This is a genomic window from Bacillus spongiae, from assembly GCF_037120725.1.
Lineage (GTDB): Bacteria > Bacillota > Bacilli > Bacillales > Bacillaceae_K > Bacillus_CI > Bacillus_CI spongiae.
In genome coordinates, this window is record NZ_JBBAXC010000001.1 from 222,347 (window position 1) to 238,891 (window position 16,545).

A 16,545-nucleotide genomic window follows, 5' to 3' on the forward strand; every position below is an offset into this window, starting at 1 on the left:
TCTTTTTTATTTATTTTTCTCTCTTATAAAGAAAGCCTCTCTAATAAATTGCACAATTCACACATTCCCTTTTTATATAGATGGAAAATAGAAGTTCGTTTTTTACTAGAGCATTTTAATATATACACGTATAAAGAAAAAGTAGAAGTTATTTTTATTTGTAATTTTGAGAAAAGTTTGAATCTTTGGTAAGATTAAGGTGATTAATGAATAGAGTAGATTTACATTACATTAGAAAGGAAGGGAGTAGGATGAAGAATAGGATTTATGTTTTATTCGTAGTAGGATTAATAGCGATATTAAGTGCTTGTGGAAGCAAAACAACTGGTGAAGATGGTTCGGAATTAGTGAAGGATGGAAAGTTTATTTTTGCTGCATCTGGTGAGTTTGCTCCATTTAGTGAGACAAGCGATGACGGTTCTATGACGGGATTTGATATTGATGTGGCAGAAGCAATAGCTGAGAAGCTAGAGCTAGAGCCAGAACAAAAGAAGTTTAAATTTGCAGGAATCGTTGAAGGAGTAAAGTCCGGTCGATTTGATGCAGCCGTAGCAAGTCATACTATAACAGAAGAACGTTTAGAGCAAGTAAGTTTTACATCACCGTACTACTATTCAGGACCACAGCTATTTGTTCGACCTGAAAGTGGTGTGAAAACATTAGAAGAACTCGAAGGAAAGGAAATTGCCGTGTCAAAAGGGTCGACTTATGAAGAATTCGCGGCTGAAGTGACAGATAAAATCCAGCGTTACGACAGTGATGTGGTTGCACTTGAAGCATTAAATAAAGGAAAACATGATGCAGTTATAACAGATTTTATTACGGGGAAGGAAGCGATTGGGGCAGGGTTAGCGATCGAAGCACGTGAATTAATCGGTCGAAGTGAGCAAGGAATTGCCGTGAATAAGAAAAATAAAGAGCTTTTAGACAAGGTAAATAAAGCGTTGGAAGAGCTTCGTGATGAGGGAACTTTAAAAGAAATCAGTGAAAAGTATTTTGGCGTAGACATTACAATAGATCCTGAAAGTGAGTAATGTATCTAGGAGATGAATGGAGATACATTCGTCTCCTTATTTATGTCATATTTTATCGTTGGAGGGGGAGCATGGAATTTATTCAAACTTTTATTGAAACATCAGACACATTTCTTATTGGACTAAAATGGACGTTTCTTCTTACGGTCGTTGCAATCTTTATCGCGTTGTTTATAGGACTGTTTTTTGCACTTCTACGAATCTCAAAAATTAAACCTTTAGTTTGGATTGCAGACTTATATATTTTTGTTGTAAGAGGTACACCGCTAATTGTTCAAATCTTTATTTTCTACTTTGGTTTAACAACTTTTAATATTAGCGATTTTTGGGCGGTCGTACTAGGACTTGCCTTTCATAATGGTGCATACATAGCAGAAATCTTTCGAGGAGCCATTCAATCGATTGATCGAGGACAAATGGAAGCTGGTCGTTCGCTTGGTATGTCAATCTCCTTAACAATGCGAAGAATTATTTTACCTCAAGCATTCCGTAGAGCCTTACCCCCATTAGGGAATCAATTTATTATTGCATTAAAGGACTCCTCTTTAGCTTCGTTTATAGGGATGTTTGAACTTTTTAGTGTTGCGACGACTTTAGGGTCAAGTAGCTTCGATTCAATGACCTACTTATTAATTGTTTCTATCTACTATTTAGTACTCGTATTTATTCTTTCTACGGTGGTTCGAGTACTTGAGAATAAGCTAGCAGTAAGTGACTAATTTTTTAGGGGGGATAAGGTGAAAGAGAATGTTATTTTAGAAGTACAAAATTTAAATAAATCTTTTGGTGATTTACACGTATTAAAAAATATCGATTTAACTGTAAATGAAAGTGACGTTGTTTGTCTAATAGGAGCAAGTGGTTCGGGAAAGAGTACATTGTTGCGGTGCTTAAACTTTCTCGAAAAAAAAGACAGTGGGAACATTCTGTTAGAGGGCGAGAAGATTGATGAAACATCTCATGATGTAAATGGCATTCGTGGGAAAGTAGGGATGGTATTTCAACATTTCCACCTTTTTCCACATAAGACGGTCATTGAGAATATCGTTGAAGCTCCTATGTTTGTAAAAAAACTGCCTAAGCAACAAGCAATGAATGAAGCTCGTAAGCTACTAAAAAAAGTAGGATTAGAGGATAAAGAACAGGTGTATCCTTCAAAACTTTCAGGAGGGCAAAAACAAAGGGTAGCAATTGCTCGTGCATTAGCGATGAAACCCGATATTATGCTATTTGATGAGCCAACTTCAGCACTAGATCCTGAGCTTGTTGGAGAAGTGTTGAATACGATGAAGGAGCTTGCAAATGAAGGAATGACAATGGTCGTTGTGACACATGAGATGGGATTTGCGAGAGAGGTTGCTGATTGGGTCGTTTATATGCATGATGGAAAAATTGTGGAAGTGGGGGAACCGGTTAAATTGTTCCATTCTCCTAAAGCAGAGCGTACGAAGTTATTTTTGGATTCGGTTTTATAAACAAGGAGGGGGAATCCCTCCTTGTTTATTTTCGTTGAAAAAATAATAAATATACACCGATACCGATAAAAAAGAAGGGCCAGATTTTCCATATGTAAGGAACTATGTTTTCAAGAGACTGAAGAGATTCGGTGAGTGTTTCATTAAATAATAGAATAATAGACATAACTAAAAAGAGAAGTCCGTAAAACAAACCGGTTCCTGTTTTTTGATTTTGTAATAAAAAACCTAACGAAATGATTAAAATAAACACACCGATATGATCAGGCCAAATTTCCAATCGTTCAACGACATGAAAATGGAGACCAAATCCAGTTAAAATCACACCAGGGAATAGCGATTCATTATGTTTACCTATATACCCTTGTAGTAAAAAAGCAATACCTATAATGACAAATAACGTAGGCCAACGAAAAAAACCAGAAAATACATCAAATTGAGTTTCTTGTAAGTAGAAAAAAAAACCAAATCCGATCAGTACTGTAGAAGAGAATATTTGTTGCTTTTTCATCAGTTCCTCCATCTATCCGTTATGATACTTGAATATTTTACTTAGTTTTGTTACTCTGATTTAGGTGAGCATTTATAGAATATATTCATATTTATCGTATCATAGGATTCACTATCTGTTCACATTTTTTGAAAAATATTATTGTACAAGCATGATATACTAACAGTATTGACTTAGGGGGTGAATTTCTACATGCATACAATTGTTGTCGGTTTAAATTATAAAACAGCACCTGTCGAAATTCGCGAACGTCTATCTTTTAATGAAGCTGACTTAGCTAATGCTATGCTTGCTTTAAATAAAAAGAAGAGCTTATTAGAAAATGTAATTGTATCAACTTGCAACCGGACTGAGGTGTATGCAGTAGTTGATCAACTCCATACGGGACGTTATTATATAAAAGAGTTTCTTTCTGATTGGTTCAATATTGATAAAAGTGAATTTTCGCCTTTTTTATTTATATATGAAGGAGAAGGGGCCGTTGAACACCTTTTTAAAGTAACATGTGGCCTTAATTCAATGGTCCTAGGTGAAACACAGATTCTTGGTCAAATTCGAAATAGTTTCCTATTAGCGCAAGATGCTCAAGCGACAGGAACTGTTTTTAACCAATTATTTAAACAATCGCTTACTTTAGCGAAAAAGGCTCATTCTAAGACGGATATAGGGGCGAATGCGGTTAGCGTGAGCTATGCAGCGGTTGAGCTATCAAAAAAAGTATTTGGTTCCTTACATTCCAAGAAGGTTCTCATTCTAGGTGCGGGGAAAATGGGAGAGTTAGCCATTGAAAACCTGCAAGGATCTGGTGTAAAAGATGTTACCGTAATCAACCGTACGTACGAAAAAGCAGTCGCGCTTGCTTCTCGCTTCAACGGAAAAGCAAAAAGACTTCAAGAATTGCAATGTGCTTTAATAGAAGCTGATATTTTGATTAGTTCAACGGGTGCAAAGGATTTTGTCATTAATAAAGATTTAATGGCAGGGGTCGTTCGCTTACGGAAAGGCCGTCCACTATTTTTAATTGATATCGCGGTACCTCGTGATATTGACCCGACAATTGCTGATATCGAGAGCATGTTCCTCTATGATATTGACGATCTAGAGGGGATTGTTCAAGCCAACCTTGCTCAACGCCAAAAGGCAGCAGAGCAAATTTACTTGTTGATTGAAGAAGAAATCATCGGTTTTAATGAATGGTTAAAAATGTTAGGGGTTGTTCCTGTAATCTCTGCACTTCGTGAGAAGGCACTTACCATTCAGGCAGAAACAATGAATAGCATTGATCGTAAGCTACCACATTTAACAGAACGAGAGCGAAAGGTGCTAAACAAGCATACAAAATCGATTATTAACCAAATGATGAAGGATCCTATTCTTCAAGTGAAGGAATTAGCAGTAGAAAAGGATGCGAAAGAAAAATTAGCATTATTTATGAAAATTTTTAACATCGAGGAACAAGTCCAGCAAACGGAAATAGCAGAAAAGAAGCCATCTGCGGTTCTTCAACCACAGTCTTCTTTTCAGTCATAAGTGAGGATTTGTTAACATGTTTGAATACATGATGACAAGGCTACATGAATTAATGGTTGTTCTGTATGCTTTAAGTATATTGTTATATTTTATTGACTTTCTTCACAAAAACCAGAAGGCGAATCAATTTGCCTTCTGGATTCTTTCGATTGTTTGGGTGCTTCAAACAATCTTTTTATTTCTTTATATGTTTCGAACAGGACGATTTCCTGTCCTAACTATTTTTGAAGGGTTATATTTTTATGCATGGGTTTTGTTAACTCTTTCTCTTAGTATTAATCGTCTATTACGTACCGATTTTACTGTGTTTTTTACAAATGTTTTAGGATTTAGTATCATTGCGATTCATACATTCGCTCCTGTACAAATGGAATCTGAAGCATTAGCGGAACAATTGGTTTCAGAGCTACTATTTATACATATTACCATGGCGATTCTCTCGTATGCAGCGTTTACTCTTTCCTTTGTCTTTTCTTTATTATTTTTGCTTCAGCATAAATTATTAAAAGAGAAGAAGTGGGGGCACAGGTTATGGCGATTAGGGAATTTATCTCAGTTAGAGAAAATGAGTTATGTATTGAATGCGATAGGGGTGCCTATGCTGTTATTAAGCTTAATTCTAGGTGTTCAATGGGCTTATATTAAGCTTCCGAATGTGATATGGTATGACCCGAAAATTATTAGTTCATTTATTTTATTAGTGGTATACAGTGTTTTCTTATTTTTGCGTGTGCGAAAGGGTATGTACGGAAAATCTTTAGCAATTTTAAATACAGCCGCTTTTTTAATTGTATTAATTAATTTCTTTTTAGTAAGTCGATTATCGACATTTCATTTTTGGTACTAATGAAGGAGGACGTCATGAGAAAAATTGTAGTAGGCTCCCGTAGAAGTAAACTAGCATTAACCCAAACCAAATGGGTAATTGAACAACTGAAGAATCTAGGTGGTCCATTTGAATTTGAGATTAAAGAAATTGTTACAAAAGGGGACCGTATATTAGATGTCACCCTCTCAAAAGTGGGAGGGAAAGGCTTATTTGTTAAAGAAATTGAACAAGCCATGATTGACAAGGATATTGATATGGCTGTTCACAGCATGAAAGATATGCCTGCTGAATTGCCAACGGGGTTGACAATTGGATGTATACCACCTCGAGAAGATCATCGGGATGCCATCATCTCTAAAAATCATGTAGCACTAAGCGATTTGCCAAAAGGGGCTGTTATTGGAACAAGTTCCCTTCGCCGAGGCGCTCAATTACTAGCATTTCGACCTGATTTAGAGATTAAATGGATTCGAGGAAATATCGATACGAGAATAGCGAAATTAGAGACAGGTGAATATGATGCTATTATTTTAGCAGCTGCTGGATTGTCTCGAATGGGCTGGACGTCCGAAGTTGTTACAGAATTCCTTTCTACTGATATTTGCTTGCCAGCAGTGGGTCAAGGAGCTTTAGCAATAGAATGTCGTGAAGATGACACGGAATTACTTAGTTTATTTGATCAATTTACTTCAGAAAACGCAAAACTATCAGTTGAAGCTGAACGCGCTTTTCTTCGAAAAATGGAAGGTGGCTGTCAAGTGCCAATCGCGGGATTTGCGACTATTTTAGAAGACGAGACCCTTTCCTTTACAGGTCTAGTGGCTTCCCCAGATGGGAAAAAAATATATAAAGAAATACAAACAGGGAAAGATCCAGTTGCGTTAGGTGAGCAGGTTGCAGCTGTTTTAAGTGAGCAAGGTGCCAAACAATTGATTGAGCAGGTGAAAGAGGAGCTTGATCAATCATGACTTCCTCTTTACCCTTAAGTGGTAGAGACATTTTGATTACAAGAAGTGTTGAGCAATCTGTTTCCTTCGCCCAATATATTGAAAAGCAAGGGGGGATTGCACATGCAGTCCCCCTACTTGCTTTTCGTTCGAATAGAGATAGAAAAGAAAAAGTGACGATGGACCACATATTCCAATATGACTGGATGATTTTCACAAGTAAGAATGCTGTTGATTATTTTCAACAAACGCTTAGCCATTATTCTCTTTCTTTATCTAATTTACAAGCGAAAGTAGGTGCTGTTGGTAGCAAAACAGCAAGCTACTTACAGAGCAAGGGGATAAAGGTCGATTTTTGCCCGCAAAATTTTACAGCAGAAGATTTTGCCTATGAATTTGTACAACGTAATATGAAGCCAAATAAAGTATTAATTCCAAAAGGGTCTTTAGCAGGTCAAAGTATTCAAACCATTTTTCATGCACATCACATTTGTTGTGATGAGTTAATTGTGTATTGTACGTATACACCTGAGAATTCATTAGATGAGCTTCAGCATTTATTAACAAGCAAGAAGATTGATGCGATAACGTTTACAAGCTCTTCCGCCGTTCGTTTTTTTATGAAGGCACTCCAAAAACGTGGCTTAAGTATCCCAGAAACAGTTTACGCATGTATTGGTCCAAAGACAAAAGCGACAGCTGAAAGCTTAGGCTTAGTTGTGCAAATTTCTCCAAACATCTATACAATAGAAGAGATGATGAAAGCACTCGTAAATTATTATCAACATACATAGGAGGTAACAATATATGGATAACCTACAATTCCGTCGACATCGACGTTTACGAAAAAGTAATAATATGAGGGCGTTAGTGAGAGAAACTTTCTTAAGAACAGAAGATCTCATTTATCCTCTTTTTGTAGTAGAGGGGAACCATGTGAAAAATGAAGTTCCTTCCATGCCCGGAGTTTATCAAATTTCGCTAGATTATTTAGAAGCAGAGATGAAAGAAATCGTTTCATTAGGCATTAAATCGGTCATCGTTTTCGGGGTTCCTGCTGAGAAGGATGAAGTTGGTACTCAAGCGTATCATGACCATGGAATTGTTCAAGAGGCGATTCGCGCAATAAAAAAACAATTTTCTGAACTTATTGTGGTAGCAGATACATGCCTATGTCAATACACTTCTCACGGTCATTGTGGAATTATAGAAGAGGGTCAAATACTAAATGACCCAACCTTAAATCTCCTAGCGCAAACAGCGATTAGTCAGGCAAGGGCCGGTGCAGATATTATTGCACCAAGTAATATGATGGATGGTTTTGTTGCGGCCATTCGTAAAGGATTAGATGAAGCTGGTTTTGAAGATATTCCTATTATGTCTTATGCAGTTAAGTATGCTTCAAGTTACTATGGTCCTTTCCGAGATGCAGCCCATAGCTCTCCTCAATTTGGTGATCGAAAAACGTATCAGATGGATCCATCTAACCGACTGGAAGCATTAAGAGAAGCGCAATCTGATGTGGAGGAGGGTGCAGATTTTCTAATCGTAAAGCCAGCACTATCATATCTAGATATTATTCGAGATGTAAAAAATGAATTTAATACACCAATCGTTGCTTATAATGTAAGCGGTGAATATTCGATGATAAAAGCAGCTGCACTAAATGGCTGGGTGGATGAAAAATCTCTCGTTTTAGAGAAGCTAACCAGTATGAAAAGGGCTGGTGCTGACCTTATTATTACTTATGCAGCAAAGGATGCAGCAAGATGGTTACGAGAAGAATGAGCTACTAATTCATACTGATTGACTGGAGGAAATAAAATGCGTCAATATTCAAATTCAAAAGAAGCTTTTAAAGAAGCGATAGGTTTAATGCCAGGTGGAGTGAATAGTCCGGTTCGAGCATTTAAATCGGTTGAAATGGATCCGATTTTTATGGAACGAGGAAAAGGAAGTAAAATTTATGACATTGATGGCAATGAATATATCGATTATGTGTTGTCTTGGGGTCCACTCATTTTAGGTCACACGAATGAGAGAGTTGTCAATGGACTGAAAAAAGTTGCTGAGAGCGGGACGAGTTTTGGTGCTCCTACAGTAGTTGAAAATAAATTAGCCCAACTTGTGATTGAAAGAGTGCCCTCAATTGAGGTTGTACGAATGGTATCCTCTGGAACAGAGGCAACGATGAGTGCTTTGCGTCTAGCAAGAGGTTACACTGGAAGAAATAAAATTATTAAATTTGAAGGGTGCTATCATGGTCATGGTGATTCCCTATTAATTAAAGCAGGATCAGGGGTGGCGACCTTAGGGTTACCAGATAGTCCAGGGGTACCTGAAGGAGTGGCTTCAAATACTATTACCGTACCTTATAATGATTTAGAAAGCATAAAGTATGCCTTTGAACAGTTTGGTGAGGATATTGCAGGAGTAATCGTCGAACCAGTAGCTGGAAATATGGGGGTTGTACCTCCAAAGCCTGGTTTTTTACAAGGGTTAAGGGAGCTTACAACGAAGAATGGTGCTTTATTAATCTTTGATGAAGTGATGACAGGTTTTCGTGTAGACTATGGCTGTGCTCAAGGTTTCTATGGTGTCACTCCAGACATTACCTGCCTAGGAAAAGTAATTGGTGGAGGTTTACCAGTTGGTGCGTATGGCGGAAAAGCTGAAATTATGGAGCAGATAGCTCCAAGCGGACCAATATACCAAGCGGGTACTTTATCTGGGAATCCGTTAGCGATGACAGCAGGATATGAAACCTTAATTCAATTAACACCGGATTCCTATAAGGAATTTACTCGAAAAGCAGACTTGCTTGAGAAAGGATTGCATGATGCAGCAGATAAATATGAAATTCCTCACACGATAAATCGTGCAGGATCAATGATTGGTATTTTCTTTACTAACAATGAAGTGGACAATTATGAAAAAGCAAAAACGTCTGATTTAGAGCTGTTTGCCAAGTATTATCGTGAAATGGCATTAAACGGTGTCTTTCTACCACCATCTCAATTTGAAGGCTTGTTTTTATCAACTGCTCATACTGATGATGATATTGCTCAAACCATTAATGCTGCAGAACAAGCATTTAAAACGATTCGTGGATAAGTTTTCTCCCCATCGTTGATAAACAATGTATTAAAAAATCCCTATTCATTACGAATGAATAGGGATTTTCTTTCCTTTCAGCATAAACAGTATCATATTCGTAGTTTTTCTTTCATAAAGTGATAGTGATATACCAGGGGTGTGATTTGAAAGGAGGATTATTGGTGATACAAGGACAGCCATCTTGCTTAAGGTTCTCATTAGAGGAATCCGTTTGGTTTAAAAGAGGACAGGAAGTGGAAGAACTACGATCTATTTCTTTAGACCCTCATATTACGCTTCAAGAGCAAGAACAATACGTTTTAATTCGTGGACATCTAGAGTTAACAGGAGAATATATTGGTGGAGATTTTAATGGTGATGCTACGGATGAAGATTGGTCAGAAGAAAAAAAATATGGAAAGCTCGTTTCAATCGTGGAGAGAAATAGTCAAGGTGAGTGTGAATTTTCTCATCGTTTTCCAGTTGATATAACCATTCCTAAAAACCGAATTACAAACCTAGATTCTATCGACGTATTTGTAGATTCTTTTGATTACGTTGTGCCAGAAAACGCGTGTTTAAAAATAACAGCAGATTTAACGATTTCTGGAATTGATAGCGAATTACCTGAGGAAGCCATGGACATTACAGAAGAAAAAGTATTCGAACCTCTTACTCGAGGGGTTGCGGTTGAAGACGAAGTCCAAATTGAAATGGAAGACCTAGAGGAAGAAGTAGAAATAAAACTAGAGAATTCACCGGATAATACCGTAGCACAAGAAGGTGATTATCAACCATTTTATTTAGAGGCTAGGCAGGAAAAACAACAAGAACAAGATGAAGAGGTCCCTGTAAGTGTTCAATTTGAACAGAAAGATTCACCACCAGTTTTTCATTATGAGGAGCAAAGAGAGGAATAAAGAGAGGAACAGTCACCGTTTACGAATGTGTTTGGCATTCAAGATAAGGAGGAATCCTCAAGTTCAAGTAGTTCTCATGCTGATCCAATATATATTGAAGATGAAGAGTCTTCTCCTTCATCGGCCTTAATGGAATTTGAAGAGAGTGAGGAAGAAAGCAGTGTAGTTGAGCAGGTAGAAAAAAAGAAGAAAAAGAAAGATGGATATGAATCAATATCGTTAACAGATTTCTTTGCACGTAAAGATGAAGGGCCTTCCGCTAAACTAAAGGTGTGTATTGTTCAAGAAGGAGATACATTGGATTGTTTGGCTGAGAAATATGAAATAAGTGTACAGCAATTATTGAGGGTAAATAGTCTAGAAATTACACAAGATGTATATGAAGGGCAAGTGTTATATATCCCTCATGAGCCTGCATATAAATAAACAGCTTACTATTGGGAGCAGGGGGAAACCTTGCTCTTCCTTTATTTCAATCACTCTAATAATATTGGATACTATAAAGAGGGTGGTGTCATGGAGAATAATCACTTCAAAAAACTTTCAACAGTATTAGCAAATTATGGTGTAGAGCCACATTTTGTGGAATCCTTTGGAAAAGTTTTTAAAGTATATAGTAGTAAAGGAACCTTTGCTGTAAAAAAACTATCAGCAGAAAAGGGTGTTGACTTTGTAAGAGCCATTCAATATATATATCAGCGAGGCTATAATCGAATTGTACCCGTATATCCAACGATGGATGGACGATATGCGGTATGGGACGAAAATGAGCTATTTTATTTGATGCCATGGCTTATCAATGAAGAAAAAGAAAACCGATATGAAAAGCACCAAAAGCTTTTTCGAGAACTAGCTCGCTTTCATCACCTTACATCGAATGAGCAGCCGATTAATGTGGAAGAGCGTACTGAGCATTATGAAATGATGACAGAGAAATGGGATAAGCAGAGAGAATTTTTAACAGAATTTTTAGATCGGTGTGAAAAAAAGGTATATATGTCACCATTCGAACTGCAATTTTGTACGTACTATAATGAGATTTCACAATCTATTCATTTTGCACGAAGAAAATTAGATTCCTGGTACGAGCAAACTAAGGAAAATGACAAGGTCCGTACCGTAATCATTCACGGAAAATTGTCAACGGAACATTTTTTATATGATGAGCGAGGAATGGGCTACTTTAGTAATTTGGAAGAAATTCGCACAGCTTCGCCATTCCATGACTTGATTCCATTTTTGTCCAGAACATTACACACCTACCCGAAAATGAATGATGAGTGCGTGGATTGGTTAGTAACGTATTTTCAACATTTTCCTTATAGAGAAGAAGAAACCTTACTGTTTTTAGGGTACCTCGCCTACCCTTCTCTTACCATGAGGGTATTGGAGCAGTACTATCATCGTGAAAAAAAGAATGAGGCAAAATACGTTAAGAAGCTTCAGCATCAATATTGGGGGTTAAAAAATACGGAGTATATTGTCATGAAGATGGAAGAATGGGAACAACAGAAAAAAGCAACTGCTGTGGAGCAAGAAGAGACCACTTCTGACTAACTAAATTAGCTATCTACTATGAACTTGTTGATTTTAGCCATAGAACAAGGGAGCCATCTTTTTATGAATCTCCCTTGTTCTATGGTTAATTAAGTTTTATAGGAGGCCTACAGGAAGTAGGTCATGAAGGCGTTGCGACAGGACGTCGCGAACTTAGCCTTCGTTCCTTAATGTTGTCTAGCTCCACCGCCTAACGTCTAGTAAACTTGGCCACTCCTCCTTACGATAAGTCAACATCGAATCGCTTTGCTCTTCGTGTTTCCTTTATCTCATACGGAGCGGTTCAAGTTTATACGACGTTGATCAGGCGCCTCCGCTTAGGCCTACAGGAAGTAGGTCATGAAGGCGTTACGACAGGACGTCGTGAATTTAGCCTTCGTTCCTTAATGTTGTCTAGCTCCAGCGCCTAACGTCTAGTAAACTTGCCCTCTCCTCCTTACGATAAGTCAACATCGCCTCGCTTTGCTCTTCGTGTTTCCTTTATCTCATGCGGAGCGACTCAAGTTTATACGTCGCTGAACGCCCTCCTCCGCTTTTCTTGTTGTCTAGCTGCGCCGGGTAGCAGCTCGGGGTCATTTGTCAAACCCCTCCGGAAATCAGGATTTCCTGCGTGCTTCGCCAAATGCCTGTCGCTGCTGAGCGACCCGTCTCCGCTTAGGCCTACAGGAAGTAGGTCATGAAGGCGTTACGACAGGACGTCGTGAATTTAGCCTTCGTTCCTTAATGTTGTCTAGCTCCGTCGGCCAGCGCCTAGCAAACTTGTGCACTCCTCCTTACGATAAGTCAACATCGAATCGCTTTGCTCTTCGTGTTTCCTTTATCTCGTGCGGAGCGACTCAAGTTTATACGTCGCTGAACGGCCTCCTCCGCTTTTCTTGTTGTCCAGCTCCGTCGGCCAGCGCCTAGCAAACTTGTGCACTCCTCCTTACGATAAGTCAACATCGAATTTCTTCGAAATTCGTGTTTCCTTTATCTCGTGCGGAGCGACTCAAGTTTATACGTCGCTGAACGGCCTCCTCCGCATTTCTTGTTGTCTAGCTGCGCCGGGTAGCAGCTCGGGGTCATTTGTCAAACCCCTCCGGAAATCAGGATTTCCTGCGTGCTTCGCCAAATGCCTGTCGCTGCTGAGCGACCCGTCTCCGCTTAGGCCTACAGGAAGTAGGTCATGAAGGCGTTACGACAGGACGTCGTGAATTTAGCCTTCGTTCATTAATGTTGTCTAGCTCCGTCGGCCAGCGCCTAGTAAACTTGTGCACTCCTCCTTACGATAAGTCAACATCGAATCGCTTTGCTCTTCGTGTTTCCTTTATCTCGTGCGGAGCGACTCAAGTTTATACGTCGCTGAACGGCCTCCTCCGCTTTTCTTATATCCATTCAAATTTAATGGCTATTGCTATGAAAGCAAAGATTAAGAGTAGTAATACGTCAAATGTGGTAGGCAATAGAAATGTTCTAATTAATTGGAAAACGGTAAATGGAATGATGAGTTGTGCACAAATACTTCGAAATGTTTTAAGCCATGGGTGTAAAAGATAAGGGTTGTATTTTTTTCTCATCTTTTCCTCCTCCTTTTTTTTAGTGTATGAGCGGAGAAAAAATACGTGAAGTGGAGAAAAAATGTATAAAATCAATTTTTTTTAGGGATAATGATTGACGTTATGAAAGTTTTTTATATACTATAAATATACATATCACAAATGCTCTGAACGGGAAGAGTATATTGGTACTTGCTTTTAGAGAGAGGAATGAATTGCTGAAACATTCCTTAAGTCAAGCCAATAGAAGGTCGCCCGGAAGCAGCTTCTATGAAACGGTGGAATTAGTAGAAGCCGGTCTAAATGACCGTTATGCCAATGAAGATCTAAATAGCATGTTTATTTGTTATTTAGAAAAAAGGTGGTACCGCGAACACACTCCCTCGTCCTTTTATTGACGATGGGAGTTTTTGTTTTTTGTGGAAAAAGAAGGAGGAAATATAAATGGAAAATCAAGAATTGACGATGCCAACAAAGTACGATCCCAATTTGGTTGAAAAAGGACGCTATCAATGGTGGCTAAAAGGGAAATATTTCGAAGCAAAGGGCGAAGAAAGTAAAACACCATATACAATCGTTATTCCCCCACCAAACGTAACTGGAAAACTACATCTTGGTCATGCTTGGGATACGACACTCCAAGATATTTTGACTAGAATGAAACGAATGCAAGGGTATGATGCTTTATGGCTGCCAGGAATGGACCATGCAGGGATTGCCACTCAAGCAAAAGTAGAAGAAAAGCTACGCGAAGAGGGGAAGTCACGTTATGATTTAGGCCGTGATAAGTTTGTTGCAGAAACGTGGAAGTGGAAGGATGAATACGCAGGCTTTATTCGTAATCAATGGGAAAAGCTGGGGTTAGGTCTAGATTATAGTCGAGAGCGTTTTACGCTAGATGAAGGACTTTCCAATGCTGTTCAGGAAGTATTTGTTACGCTATATAACAAAGAGTTAATCTATCGTGGAGAATACATTATTAACTGGGATCCAAAAACGAAAACAGCATTATCGGACATTGAGGTTATTTACAAAGATGTTCAAGGTGCATTTTACCATATGAAATACCCGCTTGCTGATGGATCTGGTTTTATTGAAATTGCAACAACGAGACCTGAGACAATGTTGGGCGATACAGCCGTTGCCGTTCATCCGAAAGATGAGCGCTACAAAGACTTAATTGGCAAAACGGTGATATTACCGATTACAGGAAGAGAAATTCCAATTGTAGGCGACGATTATGTAGATATGGAATTTGGTTCAGGAGCAGTAAAAATTACACCTGCACATGATCCAAATGACTTTGAAATTGGAAATCGCCATGATTTAGAACGCATTCTAGTAATGAATGAAGATGGCACGATGAATGAAAAAGCAGGAAAGTATGCAAACATGGATCGTTTTGACTGTCGTAAGCAAATCGTAAAGGACTTGCAAGAAGAGGGTGTTTTATTCAAAATCGAAGAACATCTTCATTCGGTTGGACACTCTGAGCGAAGTGGTGCTGTTGTAGAACCGTATTTATCAACACAATGGTTTGTTAAAATGCAACCACTTGCAGAACAAGCGATTTCATTGCAGAAATCAGAAGAGAAAGTACAATTTGTTCCAGATCGTTTTGAAAAGACCTACATGCATTGGATTGAAAATATCCGCGACTGGTGTATTTCTCGCCAGCTTTGGTGGGGGCATCGTATTCCTGCTTGGTACCATAAGGAAACGGGGGAAGTTCATGTTGATCATAACCCGCCAGCGGATATTGAAAATTGGGAACAAGATACAGACGTGTTAGATACTTGGTTCTCTTCAGCATTATGGCCATTTTCAACAATGGGTTGGCCTGACGTAAGTCAAGAAGACTTCAAACGTTATTATCCAACAGATGTACTGGTAACGGGCTATGATATTATTCCTTTCTGGGTTTCACGAATGATTTTCCAAGGCTTAGAGTTCACTGGTAAACGTCCATTCGATGATGTTCTAATACACGGATTAGTTCGGGCTGCAGATGGGCAAAAAATGAGTAAATCCCTAGGAAATGGAATTGATCCAATGGAAATCATTGATCAATACGGGGCAGATGCGCTTCGATATTTCCTTGCAACAGGTTCTTCACCAGGGCAAGATTTACGTTTTAGTATAGAAAAGGTTGAATCAATTTGGAATTTTGCTAATAAAATTTGGAATGCTTCACGATTTGCCTTAATGAACATGAATGGCATGAAGTACGAAGATATTGACTTGTCCGGAGAGAAATCTGTAGCGGATAAATGGATCTTAACTCGCTTAAATGAAACGATTGACAATGTGACGAAGCTTGCCGATAAGTATGAATTTGGAGAAGTTGGTCGAGTTCTGTATAACTTCATTTGGGATGATTTCTGTGATTGGTACATTGAAATGGCCAAGCTTCCACTTTACGGTGAAGATGAAGTAGCTAAGAAAACGACTCGAAGTATTTTGGCCTATGTTTTGGATAATACAATGCGTTTGCTACATCCATTTATGCCGTTTATTACCGAGGAAATTTGGCAAAATCTACCTCATGAAGGTGAGTCGATTACGGTTGCTTCTTGGCCAACTGTGAAGGCTGATTTATCTGACGAGCAAGCAGCAAGTGAAATGAAGTTATTGGTAGAAATCATTCGTTCTGTACGTAACATACGCGCAGAAGTAAATACACCTTTAAGTAAAAAAATTAACATATTGATTAAGCCAAAAGATGAAAACGTATTGGCTGTATTAGAAAAAAATGCGGGGTATATTGAGCGCTTCTGTAACCCGGAGGTTCTGGAAATATCCTCTTCAATTACGGCTCCGGAGAAAGCCATGTCAGCAGTAGTGACAGGTGCTGAATTGTTCTTACCGCTCGCCGGCTTAATCAATATTGAAGAGGAAATTGCCCGTTTAGAGAAAGAGTTGGAAAAGTGGAATAAAGAGGTAGCTCGTGTACAAGGGAAACTGAACAACGAACGCTTTGTTAGTAAGGCACCAAAAAATGTTGTAGATGAAGAACGTGAAAAAGAAAAAATATATATCGAAAAGCGTACAACCGTTCAAGCTCGAATCGAAGAACTAAAAAGCGAATAATATTAAATAGAAGTCTTGTCT

The 16,545-nt window shown here is 38.5% G+C and carries 15 protein-coding genes and 1 other annotated feature; of the genes, 13 read left to right on the forward strand and 2 right to left on the reverse strand.

The genetic code is table 11. The features are described from left to right. Window positions 1-251: 251 nt before the first annotated feature. The 3 genes from WAK64_RS01035 to WAK64_RS01045 all read left to right on the forward strand — a co-directional run bounded on the left by WAK64_RS01035 (window position 252) and on the right by WAK64_RS01045 (window position 2,509). Window positions 252-1,034: a transporter substrate-binding domain-containing protein gene (locus WAK64_RS01035; protein ID WP_336585064.1), complete on the forward strand. Its 783-nt coding sequence runs from the start codon at window positions 252-254 to the stop codon at window positions 1,032-1,034. 71 nt (window positions 1,035-1,105) lie between these two features. Beyond that, the gene (locus WAK64_RS01040; protein ID WP_336585065.1) at window positions 1,106-1,753 is read left to right on the forward strand and encodes an amino acid ABC transporter permease; all 648 of its coding nucleotides are present in this window, start codon (window positions 1,106-1,108) and stop codon (window positions 1,751-1,753) included. Window positions 1,754-1,771: 18 nt separating this feature from the next. Continuing rightward, on the forward strand, window positions 1,772-2,509 hold the full coding sequence (locus WAK64_RS01045; RefSeq protein WP_336585066.1) for an amino acid ABC transporter ATP-binding protein: 738 nt from the start codon (window positions 1,772-1,774) through the stop codon (window positions 2,507-2,509). Between the two features lie 25 nt (window positions 2,510-2,534). Here WAK64_RS01045 and WAK64_RS01050 read toward each other — a convergent pair whose 3' ends face one another. Beyond that, complete coding sequence (locus WAK64_RS01050) at window positions 2,535-3,020, reverse strand: LiaI-LiaF-like domain-containing protein (RefSeq protein WP_336585067.1); 486 nt, start codon at window positions 3,018-3,020, stop codon at window positions 2,535-2,537. A 192-nt stretch (window positions 3,021-3,212) separates the two neighbouring features. On the opposite strand from WAK64_RS01050, the gene hemA reads away from it, so the two are divergent. The 9 genes from hemA to ysxE all read left to right on the forward strand — a co-directional run bounded on the left by hemA (window position 3,213) and on the right by ysxE (window position 11,899). Further along, window positions 3,213-4,550, forward strand: coding sequence for a glutamyl-tRNA reductase (hemA, locus tag WAK64_RS01055; protein WP_336585068.1), 1,338 nt, complete (start codon window positions 3,213-3,215; stop codon window positions 4,548-4,550). Between the two features lie 16 nt (window positions 4,551-4,566). Continuing rightward, on the forward strand, window positions 4,567-5,397 hold the full coding sequence (locus WAK64_RS01060) for a cytochrome C assembly family protein (RefSeq protein WP_336585069.1): 831 nt from the start codon (window positions 4,567-4,569) through the stop codon (window positions 5,395-5,397). A 14-nt stretch (window positions 5,398-5,411) separates the two neighbouring features. Continuing rightward, window positions 5,412-6,347 carry a hydroxymethylbilane synthase gene (hemC, locus tag WAK64_RS01065; protein ID WP_336585070.1) on the forward strand — a complete coding sequence of 312 codons (936 nt, stop codon included), beginning with the start codon at window positions 5,412-5,414 and terminating at the stop codon, window positions 6,345-6,347. After that, complete coding sequence (locus WAK64_RS01070) at window positions 6,344-7,120, forward strand: uroporphyrinogen-III synthase (RefSeq protein ID WP_336585071.1); 777 nt, start codon at window positions 6,344-6,346, stop codon at window positions 7,118-7,120. Before hemC ends, WAK64_RS01070 begins: the two co-directional genes overlap by 4 nt. A 13-nt stretch (window positions 7,121-7,133) precedes the next feature. Then, complete coding sequence (gene hemB / locus WAK64_RS01075; protein WP_336585072.1) at window positions 7,134-8,114, forward strand: porphobilinogen synthase; 981 nt, start codon at window positions 7,134-7,136, stop codon at window positions 8,112-8,114. Window positions 8,115-8,150: 36 nt separating this feature from the next. Next, the gene (gene hemL / locus WAK64_RS01080) at window positions 8,151-9,440 is read left to right on the forward strand and encodes a glutamate-1-semialdehyde 2,1-aminomutase (protein ID WP_336585073.1); all 1,290 of its coding nucleotides are present in this window, start codon (window positions 8,151-8,153) and stop codon (window positions 9,438-9,440) included. A gap of 164 nt (window positions 9,441-9,604) precedes the next feature. After that, entirely contained in the window at window positions 9,605-10,342 is a 738-nt protein-coding gene (locus WAK64_RS01085) for a hypothetical protein (protein WP_336585074.1), read from the forward strand. Window positions 10,343-10,369: 27 nt separating this feature from the next. Continuing rightward, complete coding sequence (locus WAK64_RS01090) at window positions 10,370-10,768, forward strand: LysM peptidoglycan-binding domain-containing protein (RefSeq protein ID WP_336585075.1); 399 nt, start codon at window positions 10,370-10,372, stop codon at window positions 10,766-10,768. A gap of 90 nt (window positions 10,769-10,858) precedes the next feature. After that, entirely contained in the window at window positions 10,859-11,899 is a 1,041-nt protein-coding gene (gene ysxE, locus WAK64_RS01095) for a spore coat protein YsxE (protein WP_336585076.1), read from the forward strand. A 1,364-nt stretch (window positions 11,900-13,263) separates the two neighbouring features. Here ysxE and WAK64_RS01100 read toward each other — a convergent pair. Continuing rightward, window positions 13,264-13,455, reverse strand: coding sequence for a hypothetical protein (locus tag WAK64_RS01100; RefSeq protein ID WP_336585077.1), 192 nt, complete (start codon window positions 13,453-13,455; stop codon window positions 13,264-13,266). 137 nt (window positions 13,456-13,592) lie between these two features. After that, window positions 13,593-13,828, forward strand: a binding site (T-box leader). 50 nt (window positions 13,829-13,878) lie between these two features. Here WAK64_RS01100 and WAK64_RS01105 point away from each other — a divergent pair. Further along, window positions 13,879-16,524: a valine--tRNA ligase gene (locus tag WAK64_RS01105; RefSeq protein WP_336585078.1), complete on the forward strand. Its 2,646-nt coding sequence runs from the start codon at window positions 13,879-13,881 to the stop codon at window positions 16,522-16,524. Window positions 16,525-16,545: the final 21 nt, after the last annotated feature.